Raw genomic sequence first — 16,077 nt, 5'->3', positions numbered from 1 at the left:
GCGATGAGCGTCGTGGCCAGGAACCTTTGCGTGACCTTCGACACCCCACACGGGCCGGTCGAGGCCGTGCGCGGCATCTCCTTCCAGATCGGCAGGGAGAAGGTCGGCATCGTGGGGGAGAGCGGCTCCGGCAAGTCTCTCACCGCCCGCTCGATCCTTCGGCTCCTGCCCGGCCAGGCGCGCATGACGGCCGACGAGTTGAGCTTTGATGGCATCGACGTTGCGCAGGCAAGCGAGCGCGCCATGCGCCGCATCCGGGGCAAGCGGGCGGGGTTGATCCTGCAGGACCCGAAGCATTCGCTGAACCCGGTGATGAGCGCCGGCCGGCAGATCGCCGAGAGCTGGCGCGTGCATCGCGGCGGCTCCCGGCGCGAGGCGATGGAGGCGGCGGTGGACCTGCTGGCGCAGGTGCAGATCCGCAATCCCGCCCAGGTGGCCGAGCGCTATCCGCACGAGCTCTCCGGCGGCATGGGGCAGCGCGTGATGATCGCCATGATGCTGGCGCCGGACCCCGAATTCCTCATCGCCGACGAGCCGACATCGGCGCTCGACGCGACGGTGCAGGCAGAGATCATGCGGCTGATCGAGGAGCTCGCCTCCGAGCGCGGCATGGGGCTCATGCTCATCAGCCACGACCTGCCGCTCGTCTCGCATTTCTGCGACCGCGTGCTGGTGATGTATGCCGGCCAGATCGTGGAGGAGCTGAAGGCGGGCGAGCTCGGCCGGGCCCGGCACGGCTATACGCAGGGGCTCCTCAGCTGCCTTCCCTCCCTCTCGCACCCGCGGGAGCGGCTCAACGTGATGCAGCGGGAGGCGGAATGGCTGGCATGATGCTGGACGTCGAGGATCTGCGCATCCGCTTCGGCACGCTCGAGGCGGTGCGCGGCGCGTCCTTTGCAATCGCAGAGGGCGAGAGCTTCGGCCTCGTCGGCGAAAGCGGCTCGGGCAAGTCGACGATCCTGCGGGCGCTCGCCGGGCTGAACCGGGACTGGGACGGAACGGTCCGTCTCGCCGGCGAGCCTCTGGGGCGACTGCGCGACAGGGCCTTCTTTCGCCGTGTTCAGATGGTCTTCCAGGACCCCTACGGCTCGCTGCACCCGCGCCAGACCATCGACCGCATCCTCGCCGAACCGCTGATCGTGCATGGCTTCGGCGACATCGACGCCCGCATCTGCCGGGCGCTGGAGGAGGTCTCGCTGCCCGCCGCGATGCGCTTCCGCTACCCGCACCAGCTCTCGGGCGGGCAGAGGCAGCGGGTGGCCATCGCCCGGGCGCTGATCTCCGAACCGGAGGTGCTGCTTCTCGACGAGCCGACCTCGGCGCTCGACGTCTCCGTGCAGGCCGAGGTGCTCAACCTGCTGACTGACCTGCGCCGCGCGCGCGGGCTGACCTACCTGATGGTCGGCCACAACCTCGCCGTGGTGACGCACCTGTGCGAGCGGATCGCGGTGATGTCGCATGGCGAGATCGTCGAGACGGTGACGGCGGAGGACCTGCGGCAGGGCCGTGTCCAGCACCCGCATACGGTGGAGCTGCGTGCCCTCTCGCTCGATCTGGCCGAGGCGCAGGGGCAGGGGGGCGAGAGCGACCTCTCCCAGGCGCGGACGGGGACGGCGCCATGACCGCGCTTGCCGGCGATACGCGGCCGGACGCCCTGTCCGACCTCCTGTCCGCCCTGAGCGCGGCGTTTCGCGCCGTCGGGCCCGGCCCCGAGGTCTCCGCCTGTCTCGACAAGGTCGAGGAGGCGCTCGGCGCCGGCAGTGGCTCCATCGACCCGGCGCCGCTGCATCCGCAGACGGCCGGGTATCTGCCCGACGCACTGAAACCGGCCCGGGCCGCGGGCGGCCCGCTCGCCGAGCTGGCGGAGGCCCTGGCGGCGCTCGATCCGCAGCTCGCCTGGCGGCTGCGCGGGGGAGAGGACGCGGCGGTGGACGACCTGCCCGGCCAGATCGCCAACGCGATGATCGTCGGCCCCGGCGCGCTGGAGGAGCGGCGCGACGTCTGGGTCGGCGCCTCGCTCCTGCCGCCGGGCGCGCCCTATCCCGAGCACCGCCACGCGCCGGAGGAGATCTATCTCTTCCTCACCCCCGGCCTCGCGCGGCATGGGCAGGGCGACTGGCACGAGCCGGGCGTGGGCGGCGTGATGCACAACGTGCCCAATACGCCCCACGCCCTTCAGGCGCCGGCCGACGCGCCGATGCTCACGCTCTGGATGCTTCACGATCCCGGGCACGGCTGACCCGATGCCTCCGATCCCGCCCAAGACCTCGCGACAAGCAGCAGACGGGGGCCCGATCATCGCCTGGCTGCCGAGCTGCCCGACCGCCATGGTCGCCACGATGTCGAGCGTCGGCTTCGGCCTGTCGCCCGCCACCGGCCATGCCATCCGCGACCTGATCGACGACGGGGCCTGCTCCTTCGCCGACACCTCCTCCTTCGCGCTGTCGCGCTTCGGCAGGCTTGAGCCGGACTGGGTGATGCGGCAGGGCTGGCACGGTGTCGATAGCGCCGCCTGAGACCCTCCTTCGAAGAAAGACCGATCCCATGTCGAACACGCTCACCCTGCCGGCGCCGACGGCCGACGATCTCGCCGCTCTCGTCGCCTTCCGCCAAGAGCTTCACCGCCACCCCGAGCTTTCGGGGGAGGAGGAAGCCACGGCGGCGAAGGTGGTGGAGATGCTTCGCCCCACGGCGCCGGACCGCATCCTCACCGGCCTCGGCGGCCATGGGGTCGCGGCGGTGTTCGACAGCGGTCGGCCAGGGCCGACGATCCTCTTCCGCTCCGAGCTCGATGCGCTTCCGATCGAGGAGCTGGGCGAGGTCGAGCATCGCTCCCGGGCGCCCGGCAAGGCACACCTCTGCGGTCACGACGGGCATTCCACCATCCTCGTCGGGATGGCGCGGGTGCTCTCCCGCGCGCGGCCGACGAGCGGCCGGGTCGTCCTCATGTTCCAGCCGGCGGAGGAGAACGGCGCCGGCGCGCGGGCCGTGGTCGCCGACGCTCGGTACGGTGAGATCCGCCCCGACTGGGCCTTCTCGCTGCACAACGCCCCCGACGTGCCCTTCGGCTCCGGCAAGCTGGTCTCCGGCCCCGCCAACTGCGCCTCCCGCGGCATGTGGATCGAGCTGACCGGCAGCACCGCCCATGCCTCCCGCCCCGGCGACGGGCGCTCGCCGATGCAGGCCATAGCCGAGCTGATGCCGGCTTTGACGGCGCTGGGCACCGGCGGCGAGTTGAAGCCGGGGTTCAAGATGGTGACCGTCACCCACGCCCAAATGGGCGCCCCGAGCTACGGCGTCGCCCCCGGCGCCGCCAGTATCATGGCGACGCTGCGCACGGTGCGAGACGAGGAGATGGAGGCGCTCGTCGCCGCCGCCGAGGGCCTCGTCACCGAAGCGGCGGGCCGCCACGGGCTGACGTCGGCCTTCGGCTACGACGACGTCTTCAACGCCTCCATCAACGATCCCGAGGCGACGGAGATCCTCGGCGAGGCGATGGCCCGCACGGGCATCGCCCGCGCGCCGCGCTCCGACCTCTCCATCGCGTCGGAGGATTTCGGCGAGTTCGCGCTGGCCGGGGCGAAGGGGGCTATGGTCTTCCTCGGCGCGGGGCCGGACTGGCCCGCCGTCCACACGCCCACCTATGACTTCCGCGACGAGCTGATCGCGCAGGGCATCGCCCTCTTCTCCGCCACGCTCGTCGCCTGCCTCGAGCGGGCATGAGCGATCCCGCGGCCGACTTCCCCTATAGCCTCGCGGCTCCGCCCGAATATGCCGGTCCGCTGCCGGAAGGGGCGGACGTGGCGATCATCGGGGGTGGCATCATCGGCATCTGCACGGCGCTCTTCCTCGCCCGGGCCGGGCTGCGGCCCGTGGTGCTGGAGAAGGGGCGTGTCGCGGCCGAGCAATCCTCGCGCAACTGGGGCTGGATCCGCACGCAGGGGCGCGACCCCGCCGAGCTGCCCATCGCCATGGAGGCGCGGCGGCTCTGGGCGGAGCTCGCCCGGCAGAGCGGCGAGGATATCGGCCTGAGGCAGAGCCCGGTCACCTACCTCGCCCGCAAGGCGCGGGAGCTGGAGGATTTCGCCGAGTTCGCGGCGCTGGCGAAGGCGCATGGCCTCGACACGCGGCTCCTCGATGCCGCCGAGACGCGGGCCTTCATGCCCGGCATGAGCCGAGGCTATCTCGGCGCCATGACCACCCCGTCGGACATGCGGGCCGAGCCGTGGCTGGCGGTGCGGGCGCTGGCGCGGCTGGCGGTGCGCGAGGGCGCGGTGATCCGCGAGCATTGCGCCGCGCGCGGGCTCGACATGGCGGCCGGCCGTGTCGCCGGGGTGTGGACGGAGGCCGGCCTCCTGCGGGCGGACGCCGTGCTGGTGGCCGGCGGTGCGTGGTCGTCGCTCTTGCTGCGCGCCCACGGCGTGACCATCCCGCAGCTCGCCGTCCGGGCGACGGTCGCGGCGACGGTGCCGCTGCCGCTCGTCCATGACGGCGCGGCGACCGACGAGCACATCGCCTTCCGCCGCCGCCAGGACGGGGGCTACACGCTCGCGCCCGGCGGGCTCGCGCGCCTCGCGCTCGGGCCAGACGCCCTGCGCCATGCGCGCCACTACCTGCCCGCGCTGCGCGCCAGCCCCTTCGGCATCGGCTACGGCCCCGCGGCGCCGGCAGGCTATCCGGATGGCTGGCGGACGCCCCGGCGCTGGGAAATGGACGAGCAGAGCCCGTTCGAGCGGATGCGCATCCTCGACCCGCTGCCGGAGGCGCGGCGGGTCCGCTCGATGACCGCCGCCTTCGGCAGGCTCTACCCCGCGCTGGGCGAGGTGAAGCTGCACAAGGCCTGGGCCGGCATGATCGACGCGATGCCGGACATCGTGCCGGTGGTCGACCATGTGGAGGGCCTGCCGGGCCTCACGGTGGCGACCGGGATGAGCGCCCACGGCTTCGGCATCGGCCCCGGCTTCGGCCGTGTCACCGCCGATCTGATCCGCGGCGCCGCATCCGTGCACGACCTGACCCGTTTCCGACTGTCACGCTTCTCCGACGGATCGCGTCTGGAGCTTGGGCCCGCGCTCTGAGCGAACTCGTCTGTGTGCCGAGGCCGTTCCTTTGCGATATCGGACCAATGGTGTGCCGTATTTGCGATTTGCCCGAGGCAGTGGGGCAGTGGGGCGGTGGGCGGCACGGCTAACTACTGGTCCCGGCGCATCCGGCGCTAACGTCTGACTTCTACAGAGAGACATTCGCACCGGTCACGCGGCACCGGCACCATCAGATTATTGTCTGCTGCACAGTCCCGAGTGGGGTCCTTTTTTTGTGTTGAGCGGTATTCTAAGGCCGTCGGATACTCCGTCGTCTGAAGACCCGGCCGGACGTCGCTGACCCCCGCGAACCTAAGGCATTCGAAGTCCATCTTCCGCTCGATGCGCATGTCTCGCTGACTGCGAAAACGTTTCAAGCGAGCTTTCACTTAGGTTTGTCCCACCGGCTCCGCCTCGATTGCGCCGGGAAAGCCGGCCGTCCCCGGGGTCGCCCCGCCGCTCCGCGTCCTCTCGCCGCTGCACCATCTTTGCCTTCTTTGGGTCACAACTTCCTCCGGGGAGGGGGCTAGGCAGGCTCAACAGCGCCGGGTGGTCGGGGCAATTGCCGCAGGGCCGTGTCAGACGGCGGCATCGGGGGGACATGGATACCATTCTCGGATGGCAGATCGCCGTCGTCATCAGCATCGTCGCGGCGCGCCTCGTCTCGCGCGAGGCCATGGTCTGGGTCGCCACCGGCTGGAGCCTGTTCAGCCTGTTCGCCATCTGGGCCGAGGGCCTGCTGCTCCTGCAGCTCGGGTCGGCCTGGGGAACGGTGTGGCTGCTCTCCGCGCTGTTCGGCGGCGCCTCGTCGGACGAAACCTCCGAGAAGAATGCACCCGGGCCCACCAAGGCGCCACCGCCCGCCGCCCCCAAACCCCGCGAGACGTCCGCGGCGAAGCCCGCCAGCGTGATCGACGACTTCGCCGCCTGGATGGCGCGGCTGGATGCCGCGCAGCGCGCCAATTCCGATCTGCACCACGAGCTTGGTTGTATTCGGATCGAGGTGGAGGCGCTGCTAAAGCGGGGGCACTTGCGCAAGGCCCATGACGAGCGGCTCGCCGACCCCTCCGAGCTCGGTGTCCTCTACCGGGAGAGCTACGCGAAACTACAGGCCGTCTTCGCGGACAAGGAGGAGGACCGGAAGCCACGCGCCCCCTCGCGCCTCACGATCGCGCCTGTGCCCAGGAGCGAGCTGCCCGTCGAAGCCTTGAACCCCCGCGAGCTGGAGCTGACCCACACGCGGCACGTGCTGAAAGATGCCGAGCAGCAGGTAAGCAAGGATCGCGCGCTGCTGGCGGCCATCGATGCCGAGCGGGCCGAGCCGGTCCTGCCTTACCTGCAGGAGGAGGCGGAGAAGGTCTCCGCCCATCTCGCCGCGCTCTCGGGCAAGGCGGCTCCGACCCTGGCCAAGCCACCCGCCTCCAAGCCGGCCACCGCCCTGCCAGCCACCGCCCAACCGGCCGGCAAGTCCACCGCGCCCGACGGCGCCGCGCCCATCTCCTGGGCCGAGCTCCTGCAGCAGATGGAGGATCAGGCGGAACCCGCCCCGCAGGAGCGGCGCGACGAGATCGAGCGGCTGGCGCGCGAGTTGCGCATTCCGCATCTCGTGCACTTCACCCGGGTCGAGAACCTGCCAGGCATCCTCAGTTCCGGCCTGATGTCGGCGAGCGCCTGCCGGGATGCGTGCCTGCCGGCGCTGCGAAACGATGAGAACCGCTACGACGGGCAGCTCGACGGGACGTCGCTGTCGATCAGCTTTCCCAACTACCGGATGTTCTGGAAGTACCGCCGGCTCGCTCCGCAGGCGGAGTGGGCCGTGCTGCTGCTCGACCCCTCGGTCCTCTGGCTCAAGGACTGCGCCTTCTACCCGCGCAACGCCGCCGATGCCCGCATGATCCGCCGGCCCCGGGCCGGAATGAAATCCGCCGAGGCGCTGGCCGAGATGTTCGCCGAGGAGGAGGGGCGCCCGGACTGGCTGCGGGCCTACGATCCCACCGATCCACAGGCGGAGGTGATGGTCTACGAGACGATCGAGCCCAGGTTCATCGAGACCATCGCCTTCGAGACGCGGGAGGTGCGGGGGCGGCACATCAGGCGACTCGGCGGGATCGACAGCCTCTACGCGGGGCCGGGCAAGGGGCTCTTCGCCTCGCGGCAGCACATGTTGACGGAGCTGAAGGGAGGGCAGAATGGCCACGCGTCCGGCATTCTTCAGCGCCACTGAGCCGCCACTCGTCCGGGCCGAGCCGGTCGACTTCCAGTGGCACGCAGGGATGGCGAAGGTGCGCAAGCAGATGTGCATCCGCTCGCTGCACGAGGCGATCCGTCAGGATCGGCCCGAGGCGCGGGTGCTGGAGGTCTCCAGCGCGTCGGAGACGGAGCTGGGCGTAAGCCTGAGCGCCTTCAACCTGACCTTCACGTCCCGCAGCGGCGCCGAGATCGCGGTGGAATGCGCCTTCCAGGGCGCCAAGGTGTTCGAGCAGGGCGGCCCCTACACGGACCTACTCACCGGCAGCCCGCTCGACGCAAAGCGCGACCCGCGGCTGAAGTCCTCCGGCCGGCTGACCGGCTTCCGCTGGCGGGACAGGGACTGGCCGCTGGAGCCGCTGACGGCCTTTTACGACTGGATCTACCTCAATGCCCTCCACCGCCGGCCGTCCCTTGCCGAGGCGGCGCTGGCCTATGACACCTTCACCGACATCGCGTTCAACCCGGCGAAATCCATCAACTGCCAGGCCGGCGCCGTCGCGCTCTACGTGGCGCTGCGCCGGAGCGGGCAGCTGGAGACGGCGCTGACATCGGCGGAAGGGTACCTCGCTCTGATCGTCGAGGCGTCCGGCGCCGCGCGCGGTGGGGAGGAGCAGGGGCAACTGCTCTGAGGCGTGGCGCGCCAGCCAGCCCGGTCAGGGGGGCGGCGCCGCCGAGTATCCGCGCGTGGCCCTGGGCGGGGCATGTTTCGGCCGGCCGAGATCCTTCACCCAGGCGAGGGCAAAGCTGATCGCGAGGGCGAGCGGCGGCAGCGCCCATGCGGGCCACGCCTCCCCCGGTTCGACCCGCATCACGATCTGCCCGAGGAGCGCCAGCGCGGTGCCGGCGGCGAAGACGAGCAGGCCCTGCCGTCCGAGGAGGCGCAGCGGCGCGGCGAGGCGCGTGGCGGCGGCGCGGCGGACGACGGGCAGGCAGGAGAGCACGTAGACCAGCGCGAGGATGTGCAGCAGACGCGGGAAGCCGAGGTAGGTCTTCGTGTGCGTCACCATGTTCGGCGGCACCCCCAGCTCTCCCAGCTGCCACATGAGGTGGTTCATGGCCTCGCCGAGGCCGGGGACCACGCGCCAGAGGAGCGTGAAGACGAGGAAGGCCACGGCGAGCCCCAGAAGCACGGGGCTCGCGCGCAGCAGGGGCCGGCCCTGCCGCTGCCGGATGCCGATCATCAGCCCGATCACGAAGATGCACTGCCAGGCCATGGGCGAGAAGAACCAGCCGCCGCCGCCCGGCCAGTTGGGGAGGTTCCAGCGCCAGAGGCTGGCGCAGAACCACAGGGCGAACGAGGCGCCGATCACCGGCCATGGCCAGCGCGTCCCGGCCCAGAGCGCCAGCGGCGCGCCGAGGAGCAGCACGATATAGGCCGGCAGGATGTTCACGTAGCCGAGCTGGTAGCTCAGCATCAGCAGGCCCGGCAGGGCCTCGCGCGGGTTGCTGTAGATGAGGCCGGTGTTGTGGATCTCCAGGAACTCCGCGCGCCAGAAGGTGCCGGCCGCCCAGGCGAAGGCGGCCAGCGCGAAGACGGTGAGGAAGATCTGCACGAGGTAGAGCGTCCACGCCCGCAGCCACAGCGGCGACACGGCGCGCCAGAGCGAGCCCTCGCCCCGCCTCCAGCGGTCGAAGCCGCCGGAATAGGCGAGGCCGGCGGCGATGCCGGACATCACGAAGAACGCCTCCGCCGCGTCGGAGAAGCCGAAGTTGCGGATCGTGCCGGCCTCGTAAGGATTGCCGGGCATGTGGTCGATGAGGATCATCACCAGCGCGATGCCGCGGAAGGCATCGATGCGCGGGTCGCGCTCGCTGCGCGAGGGCGGGGCAGGTGGGGCCGCCTTGGCCGGGCGCGGTGCGCTCACCAGCCGCTCCTCAGATCGCAGCATGGCTGCCCGCCTCCGCCGCGTGATCGTGGGCCGGAGCGGCGCCCCAGCGGTCGAGCTGGGCGCGGTAGCGGGCGACGACGGGGGGCACGTCGCCCTCCTCCGGCACGCGGAAGAGCCAGCGGGGCGCGGGAGCGGAGGTCCACGCGATGAGGAGAGGCGCCGCCATCATCGGCAGGGCCACGGGCAGCAGCCACGGCGCCAGCGTCGGCGCGAGGTGGACGGCGGCGGCGATCAGCGCCACGCCCCAGGCGGTGATGCGGCGCCCGGCGACCCAGCCGTCGGCCAGCGTCATGCGGGCGCCGTCGCGCGGGGTAGCGGGCCAGCCGCCGTCATGCCCGGCCAGCACCTCTCCCACGGCGCGCGACTGGTAGACGAGCATCAGGGGGGCGATGAGCGTCGACAGCAGTACCTCCGCGAGCATCGAGGCAAGGGCGCGCAGCGCGCCGCCGAAAGCTCGCGAGCGGCCCGAGAGGGCGGCGCCGAGGTGGATGGCGATCTTGGGCAGGAAGAGCAGGCCGCCGATCCCCGCGGCAAGGCCGACGATCCGGCTGGTGCGGTCGGCGGGGAAGGCGGGGAAGAGGTTGTAGGCCTCGGGGAAGTAGTTGGGCGCCGGGCTGGTGATCGTCGCCAGCACCGAGGCGGCGAGGAAAGCGCCCCAGAAGATGGCGACGAGATAGGCGAGGATGCCCTGCAAGAAGACGAAGCGGCTCCACGGCTTCAGGCCCGGGGCGAAGATCAGGCGGATGTGCTGCAGGTTGCCCTGGCACCAGCGCCTGTCACGCCGGGCATAGGCGACGATATCCTCCGGCCCTTCCTCGTAGGAGCCGCCGAGCCGGTCATCGACCTCCACGCGCCAGCCGCCGCGGGCGAGGAGCGCCGCCTCGACGTAGTCATGGCTGAGGATGGTGCCGCCGAAGGGCGGGCGCCCGCTGAGGACGGGCAGGCCGCAGCATTCGGCCATGGCGCGCACGCGGACGATGGCGTTGTGGCCCCAGAACGGGCCCGCGCTGCCCTGCATCCGGGCGAGGCCGCGGGCGAAGACGGGCGAGTAGAAGCCGGCGGAGAACTGCATCGCCCGCCCGAAGATGGAGCGGGCACCGGTGATGCGCGGCAGGGTCTGCAGCAGGCCGAGGTCGGGGTCGGCATCCATCCGCAGGATCATCTGGCGGATCGTCGCGCCCTCCATCAGGCTGTCGGCGTCGAGGATCAGCGCATAGTCGTAGGCGGCGCCCGAGCGGCGGATGAAATCCTCCACGTTGCCGGCCTTGCGCCCGCGGTTGTCTGTCCGGCGGCGGTAGAAGATGCGGCCGACGCCGCCCGTCCGCTCCAGCAGCATGGCGAAGGCCGCCGTCTCGCGCCGGCTGGCGATGCCGTCGCGGGTGTCGGAGAGGACAGCGATGTCGAGGTCGAGCCCCGCCTCCCGCGCCGAAGCGTCCATCGCGGCGACTCGCGCGAAGACCGGCCCCGGCTCCTCGTGGCAGATCGGCAATAGGAGGACGGCGCGGCCCATGGGCTCGGATGCGGTGCGCGCGGGCGCGCTCCGCCGGGGCGGCAGGCCGACGAGCACCTGCGCCGCCCCCCAGGCGAGCCAGGTGGTCGTGAGCAGGATCAGCGCCACGCAGAGCCCGTCCCAGACGGAGAAATGGTCCACCGCCGCCGCCTGCGCGAGGATCGCGGCCGCCCCGAGCCCGCAGATCGCGGCGAAGCCTAGCGCGACGAGGCGGGTCAGTGCCGTCCGCGCGCTGTGGGAGGCGGCAGGGGCGTTACGCATTCACGTCCCGCACCGGCCAGAGGCGCCGCAGCGACCATCCGCCGGTGACCGGTTGCAGAACCTGCCGCGGCATGTCGATGGGCGCCTCGGGCGGCGCCCAGAGGGCTTCCTGTTGCGGTGCGCCCGGCTCGGACGGGGCGTGTGCCAAGGTATCGGCAATCGTCATGGCTTCATCCACTGGTAGAGCCAGGTTTCCGTCAGCGGCGCGCCGTCGAGTTCGAGCAGCGCGCGCAGTTCCACGATGGCGCCGGGCGGGGCCGACACCTCGATCACGAGGCGCCACAGGCCCGTGCCCTGGACCGGCGACAGGCCAGTCTGCAGGATCTCCCCGCCGCCAGCCGAGACCTCGGCCTCGATCTCCGAGCCGCCATCGAGCTCCGCCAGCTGCCCGCCCTCGAAGTCGATGACGAACTTGCGGCGGTCGGCGAGCGGGTCGATCCCGGCGACGCCGCCGTGGCCCGACATGGTGCGCACGATGTGGCCGAGCTCCGGCTGCTCCGGCCCCGGCGCCATCCCCCAGTGCAGGCGGTAGGAGAACTCGCGCTCGTCTCCCGCCGCGGCGCCCGCCTCGGGCACCCAGAAGGCCACGATGTTGTCGTTGGCCTCCAGATCCGACGGCAGTTCGATCAGCCGCACCGATCCCGGCCCCCAGTCGCCCATCGGCTCGACCCGGAGCGAGGGGCGGCGCTCGTAATGGGCGCCGGCATCGAGGTAATCGTCGAAGTCGCGGCTGCGCTGGTAGAGGCCGAAGCTGCGCGGGTTCACCGCGCCGAGGTACGAGTTCGCCAGCCGCGGTGGGTTGTTGAGGGCGCGCACGAAGGTGTCGCCGTCGGTCTGCAGCAGCAGCACCTCGCTGTCATGGACGGCGGCGCGGTAATCGTCGAAGGCGCCCTCGTCGCTGGCCCCGAAGAGGAACATCGAGGTCAGCGGCGCCACGCCGATCTGGTCCACCGGCGCGCGGAAGAACAGGCGGGTGGTGACCTCCATCTGCGTGGTCTCGCCGGGGGTCAGGATGAAGCGGTAGGCACCGGTGACGGAGGGGCTCTCCAGCGCGGCGTAGATCACCACCTGCTCGGCATCCTCGGCGGGGCGCTCGATCCAGAAGGCGCTGAAGCGGGGGAATTCCTCCTCGCTCCCCATGGCGGTGTTGATCGCCAGCCCGCGGGCCGAGATTCCATAGACGTTGCCGCGCCCCAGCGCGCGGAAGTAGCTCGCGCCGAGGAAGGAGACGAGCTCGTCGTAATGGTCCGGCTGGTTCAGCGGAGCGTTGAGTCGGAAGCCGGCGACGCCAGGCAGAACGCCCTCCTCGGGGACGGTATCGGCGAGGTCGCCGCGATACTGGAAGTCGGAATAGGTGAAGTTGACCGCCCGGGCGGTGCCGTCCGTGATCTCGTAGATCTCCACCGGCTCCTGGAAGAGCCAGCCGAGATGGTAGGCGTGCAGTTCGAACGGCGCGTCCTCACCCTTCCAGCGCGCCTGCGCCGGATCGAACTGGATGAGCCGGTAATCGTCGTAGTCGAGCTCGCCCAGAAAGCCCTCGGGGAGCTTCGGCGCGCGGTAGGGGCTGCGGCTTTTCGTGCGCATCCACTCCGTCAGGATATCGAAGGAGAACGGCTCCCCGGCCGTCTCCACCTGCGCCTGATCCTGCGCATTTGCCGGGCCGAGCCCGGCGCCGGCGAGCGCCCCGGCGAGCAGCCCGATCGACTGCCTCCGGGACAGGTGAAGTGTCCGGTCCTCAAAGCCAAAGGGCCAATTTCTCATGGGGGGTCTTTCAGTGCGAGAGTCGGGTTCGTCCGCTGACCCTCAAATCGTGCATCTGCAGAAAAGATCAAAGGGGGGCTTTGACGCACTGGCGGAAAATTGCGCTCCGAACGCGTGTTGGGCGTCATGTGACCCACCCCTCCGGACCGGGTTTGTTCAACAAACAGGCAGACTTGAAACGCGGGCGGGCAGAATGCCGCACCCGCGCTCATCCCTTCAGCGCTCCGGAGGTGAGCGCGCGGACGATCAGCCGCTGGAGCGCGAGGAAGACGATCAGCGTCGGCACCACGGCGACGAGGCAGGCGGCGGCCAGAAGCTGGGTCGTCGTCGCGTTGGTGGCGCCCGCGTAGTTGAAGATCGCCACCGAAATCGGCCACTTGGCGCTCTCGCTCAGCATCACGAAGGGGATGAGGAACTGCGACCAGTTGAGGATGACGTTGAGGATCAGCGCCGAGGCGACGCCGGGCGCGGCCAGCGGCAGCGTGATCCGCAGGAAGGTCTCGAACCGGCCGAGCCCGTCGATGGCCGCCGCCTCCTCCAGCTCCATGGGAACAGCATCGAAGCTGGTCTTGAGGAGCCAGACCGTCACCGGGATGCCGGCGGAGATGTAGAGCAGCGTCGTGCCGAAATGCGTCTCCAAGAGGCCGAGGCGATCCATGTAGCGGTAGAGCGGGATCAGGATGACGAGGCCGGAGACCATCTGCACCGCGAGGATGCCCATCATCAGCGCCGGCTTGCCGCGAAAGGTCATCCGCGAGAAGGCGTAGGAGGCGGGCGCGGCGAAGGCAACGGCGCCGGCCGCGCCGAGGAAGGCGAGCTTGACCGAGTTCCACAGGTAGAGGCGGAAGCCGCCATCCGTCAGCACCTGCCCGAAATTGGCGAGCGTCGGCGCCTCGGGGATCAGCCGGGAGGCCCCGAGGAACACCTCCTGAGGCGTGCGCACCGACAGGGAGACGAGCCAGATCACGGGGATCAGGAAGAACGCGGCCAGCGGGATCACCGCCGCGTAGGTCAGCGCGTTGCCGATGCGGGAACGGCGGCTCTGGATCATGGCCGCCCCGAGCGGGGCAGGAACATCGCGACGATGGCGGCGAGGGTCAGCGAGATCGCCATCAGCAGGATCGACAGGACGCTCCCCCCGGCGAGGTCGAAATTGTAGAAGACGGTATTGTAGGCATAGAGCGCCAGCACCTCCGTCGCCCGGCCCGGGCCGCCGCCGGTGAGCGAGATGATCACGTCGAAGGTGTTGAGCGTCATGATGACGATGAGGATCGCGTTGACCAGCAGCGCGCCGCGCAGCTCGGGCAGGGTGATGAACCACAGCCGCTCCCACGGCGTCGCCGCGTCGACGGCGGCCGCCTCGTAGAGCGTGTCGTCGATGGAGCGCAGCGCGGCGTAGAGCAGGATCATCGAATAGGCCGTGCCCTGCCAGACGGTCGCGATGATCGCCGACATCATGGCGTTGTCGGGGTTCGACAGCCACGCGACGGGCGGGATGCCGACGAGCCGCAGGGTGGAGTTGATCGCCCCGAACGGTGCCTCGGAGAAGAGCATCTGCCAGATGACGCCGTTGGCGATCCCGGGGATCACCCAAGCGGCGAGGACGAGCGTGCGCAGCACCAGCATCCCGCGCAGGTTGTTGCGCTCCCCCCGCACGACAAGCAGCGCGATGGCGAGGCCGAGGAGGAGTTGGCCGAAGACGCTGCCGAGCGTGAAGACGGCGGTGTTGCGCAGCACCGTGCCGAGCGCGGCGCTGCCCAGCATCGCGCCGATGGCGTCGAGGGAAAAATTCGCCTCGCGGTCCAGCAGGGAGGCGTCGGTGAAGGCGAGGCGCAGCGCGTCGATGATCGGCCAGAGGTAGAAGAGGCCGATGAAGAAGAGGACCGGCAGGAGCCACGGCAGCGGCCGCGCGGGCGCCGGCCCGCCCCCGGTGGCGGGCGGGGCTGCAGCGCGGCGAGGGGCGGAGGTGGCGGTCATGCGCGGTCCTTCGCGGCGGGGCAGGGGCGCTGGCCCCCGCCCCGGGCTGTCTTACTGGCGGGCGTAGGCGGCTTCGACCGCTTCGGCGGCGGCGTCGAGGGCCTCCTCCGGCTCCGCGGCGCCCGACATCACCTCGCCGAGGAGGATCTGGATCTGGTTGGAGATCTCGGGATAGATCGCCACCCCCGGCCGGGCCTGACCGTTCTCGAGCGCGGCCGAGAAGACCTCGAACTCCGGGCCGGCGTAGGTGTCATATTCCTCGTAGAGCGAGGCCTGCGTCGGCAGCAGCGCCTGGAAGGCGTTGCCCGGGCCGAGGTAGAGCTTGGCGATGGCGGCGCACATGCGCACCTTTTCCGGATCGTCCGTCAGGGCGGCGATCGTCCAGCCGCCGGTGCCGGTGGCGCGCTGGTCGGCGGTGGGGCCGGGCAGCTCGGAGGCCTCCCACTTGGCGGCCTCTTCCTCGGGCAGGGTGGACTGGATCTGCGCGTACATCCAGTTGCCGCCCACAAAGAGCGCGGTCGTGCCCGCGGCGGCGGCGGCGAGCATATCGTCATAGGTGGTGATGGAGGTCACGCGGGCCGGCGCGGCGCCGGATTCCACCAGGTCCTCGTAATAGCGCACGGCTTCCAGGAAGAGCTCGCGGTTCTCGCCCTCGTAGAAGACCGGCTCGCCGGCCTCGTTCACCAGCTGACCGCCCTGCGCCCAGAAGTTGGCGAGCCAGTCGAAGGCCGTGCCTTCCGTCCGACCGCCGTTGAAGAGGACACCCTCGTAGCCCTCGTCCACCGTCTCCAGCGCGGCGGTCTTGAGCTCCTCCCACGTCTGGGGCGCCTCGGGCACCACCTCGGTATTGCGGTAGAGGACGCGCAGGTCGGTGAACCACCAGACGGCGAGGATGTTGCCCGCGTCGTCGGTGATCCCGTCACGAACATAGGGGAAGAAGTCGGCGACCTCGTCCTCGGTGAAGTACTCGTTCATCGGCGAGAGGACACCGGCGGCCTTGTAGGTGGCGAGCTGCGAGCTGTCGACCATGGCGCAGTCGGGGCCGCGCCCGGCCTGGGCCTGCTCGATCATCCGGGCCTGCTCCTGGTTGAGGTTGCCGGTCTGCAGCTGCGTGTCGATGCGCCAGCCGGGATTGTCCTCGATGAAGTCGATGAAGAGCTCCTCGAAGGCGGTCGCCGTCGCCTCGTCGGAGGAATAGAGGTCATAGGCCGTCAGGCGGAAGGTCAGCGCGTTCTCGGCATCGGCGGGGCCGACGCGGTCACGCGTCACCATGTCTTCCTGCGCCAAGGCGGGGGCACCGCCGATGGCGAGGGCAAGGGCGGATACGATCAGTGGGCGGTTCATGTTG

At 70.6% G+C, this 16,077-nt stretch carries 15 protein-coding genes and 1 pseudogene; 9 read left to right on the top strand and 7 right to left on the bottom strand.

The genetic code is table 11. The annotated features are described in order from the left end of the window. The first annotated feature begins 3 nt into the window (after nt 1-3). The 9 genes and pseudogenes from GY170_RS09595 (at nt 4) to GY170_RS09560 (ending at nt 7,960) form a co-directional block, all read left to right on the top strand. On the top strand, nt 4-831 hold the full coding sequence (locus GY170_RS09595; RefSeq protein WP_163892703.1) for an ABC transporter ATP-binding protein: 828 nt from the start codon (nt 4-6) through the stop codon (nt 829-831). Further along, a complete protein-coding gene (locus tag GY170_RS09590; protein WP_203531245.1) occupies nt 819-1,622 on the top strand; it encodes an ABC transporter ATP-binding protein in 804 nt (267 codons plus the stop codon). Before GY170_RS09595 ends, GY170_RS09590 begins: the two co-directional genes overlap by 13 nt. Next, complete coding sequence (locus tag GY170_RS09585) at nt 1,619-2,239, top strand: dimethylsulfonioproprionate lyase family protein (protein ID WP_163892699.1); 621 nt, start codon at nt 1,619-1,621, stop codon at nt 2,237-2,239. The genes GY170_RS09590 and GY170_RS09585 overlap by 4 nt, the downstream gene beginning before the upstream one ends. A 4-nt stretch (nt 2,240-2,243) precedes the next feature. Beyond that, nucleotides 2,244-2,516 (top strand): hypothetical protein, encoded by a 273-nt coding sequence (locus tag GY170_RS09580; protein WP_203531244.1) that lies wholly within the window; start codon nt 2,244-2,246, stop codon nt 2,514-2,516. A 28-nt stretch (nt 2,517-2,544) separates the two neighbouring features. Next, entirely contained in the window at nt 2,545-3,723 is a 1,179-nt protein-coding gene (locus GY170_RS09575) for an amidohydrolase (RefSeq protein WP_163892696.1), read from the top strand. After that, nucleotides 3,720-5,078, top strand: coding sequence for an NAD(P)/FAD-dependent oxidoreductase (locus GY170_RS09570; RefSeq protein ID WP_163892693.1), 1,359 nt, complete (start codon nt 3,720-3,722; stop codon nt 5,076-5,078). Before GY170_RS09575 ends, GY170_RS09570 begins: the two co-directional genes overlap by 4 nt. Nucleotides 5,079-5,386: 308 nt before the next feature. Further along, nucleotides 5,387-5,470: pseudogene (locus GY170_RS18740) on the top strand (protein NO VEIN domain-containing protein); the annotation flags it as partial. A 212-nt stretch (nt 5,471-5,682) separates the two neighbouring features. Continuing rightward, nucleotides 5,683-7,305, top strand: coding sequence for a DarT ssDNA thymidine ADP-ribosyltransferase family protein (locus GY170_RS18595; protein WP_163892690.1), 1,623 nt, complete (start codon nt 5,683-5,685; stop codon nt 7,303-7,305). Continuing rightward, a complete protein-coding gene (locus GY170_RS09560) occupies nt 7,271-7,960 on the top strand; it encodes a DarT1-associated NADAR antitoxin family protein (protein WP_163892687.1) in 690 nt (229 codons plus the stop codon). The genes GY170_RS18595 and GY170_RS09560 overlap by 35 nt, the downstream gene beginning before the upstream one ends. Before the next feature lie 24 nt (nt 7,961-7,984). Here GY170_RS09560 and GY170_RS09555 read toward each other — a convergent pair whose 3' ends face one another. The 7 genes from GY170_RS09555 to GY170_RS09525 form a co-directional block, all read right to left on the bottom strand. Further along, the gene (locus tag GY170_RS09555) at nt 7,985-9,220 is read right to left on the bottom strand and encodes an OpgC family protein (protein ID WP_163892685.1); all 1,236 of its coding nucleotides are present in this window, start codon (nt 9,218-9,220) and stop codon (nt 7,985-7,987) included. Next, a complete protein-coding gene (gene mdoH, locus GY170_RS09550) occupies nt 9,207-10,991 on the bottom strand; it encodes a glucans biosynthesis glucosyltransferase MdoH (protein WP_163892682.1) in 1,785 nt (594 codons plus the stop codon). Before mdoH ends, GY170_RS09555 begins: the two co-directional genes overlap by 14 nt. Continuing rightward, a complete protein-coding gene (locus GY170_RS09545; protein WP_163892679.1) occupies nt 10,984-11,157 on the bottom strand; it encodes a hypothetical protein in 174 nt (57 codons plus the stop codon). The genes mdoH and GY170_RS09545 overlap by 8 nt, the downstream gene beginning before the upstream one ends. Beyond that, complete coding sequence (locus GY170_RS09540) at nt 11,154-12,752, bottom strand: OpgD/OpgG family glucan biosynthesis protein (protein WP_163892676.1); 1,599 nt, start codon at nt 12,750-12,752, stop codon at nt 11,154-11,156. Before GY170_RS09540 ends, GY170_RS09545 begins: the two co-directional genes overlap by 4 nt. Before the next feature lie 208 nt (nt 12,753-12,960). Further along, nucleotides 12,961-13,803: a carbohydrate ABC transporter permease gene (locus tag GY170_RS09535; RefSeq protein WP_163892673.1), complete on the bottom strand. Its 843-nt coding sequence runs from the start codon at nt 13,801-13,803 to the stop codon at nt 12,961-12,963. Then, nucleotides 13,800-14,729: a carbohydrate ABC transporter permease gene (locus tag GY170_RS09530; protein ID WP_163892671.1), complete on the bottom strand. Its 930-nt coding sequence runs from the start codon at nt 14,727-14,729 to the stop codon at nt 13,800-13,802. Before GY170_RS09530 ends, GY170_RS09535 begins: the two co-directional genes overlap by 4 nt. Before the next feature lie 51 nt (nt 14,730-14,780). Beyond that, nucleotides 14,781-16,073, bottom strand: a complete 1,293-nt coding sequence (locus GY170_RS09525; RefSeq protein WP_163892669.1) for an extracellular solute-binding protein — start codon at nt 16,071-16,073, stop codon at nt 14,781-14,783. Nucleotides 16,074-16,077 lie beyond the last annotated feature (4 nt).

This window comes from Pseudoroseicyclus tamaricis (assembly GCF_012070395.1).
GTDB classification, from domain to species: Bacteria; Pseudomonadota; Alphaproteobacteria; order Rhodobacterales; family Rhodobacteraceae; genus Pseudoroseicyclus_A; species Pseudoroseicyclus_A tamaricis.
The sequence above is the reverse complement of the archived record's forward strand: the minus strand, read 5'-3'. Positions and strand labels throughout refer to the sequence as shown.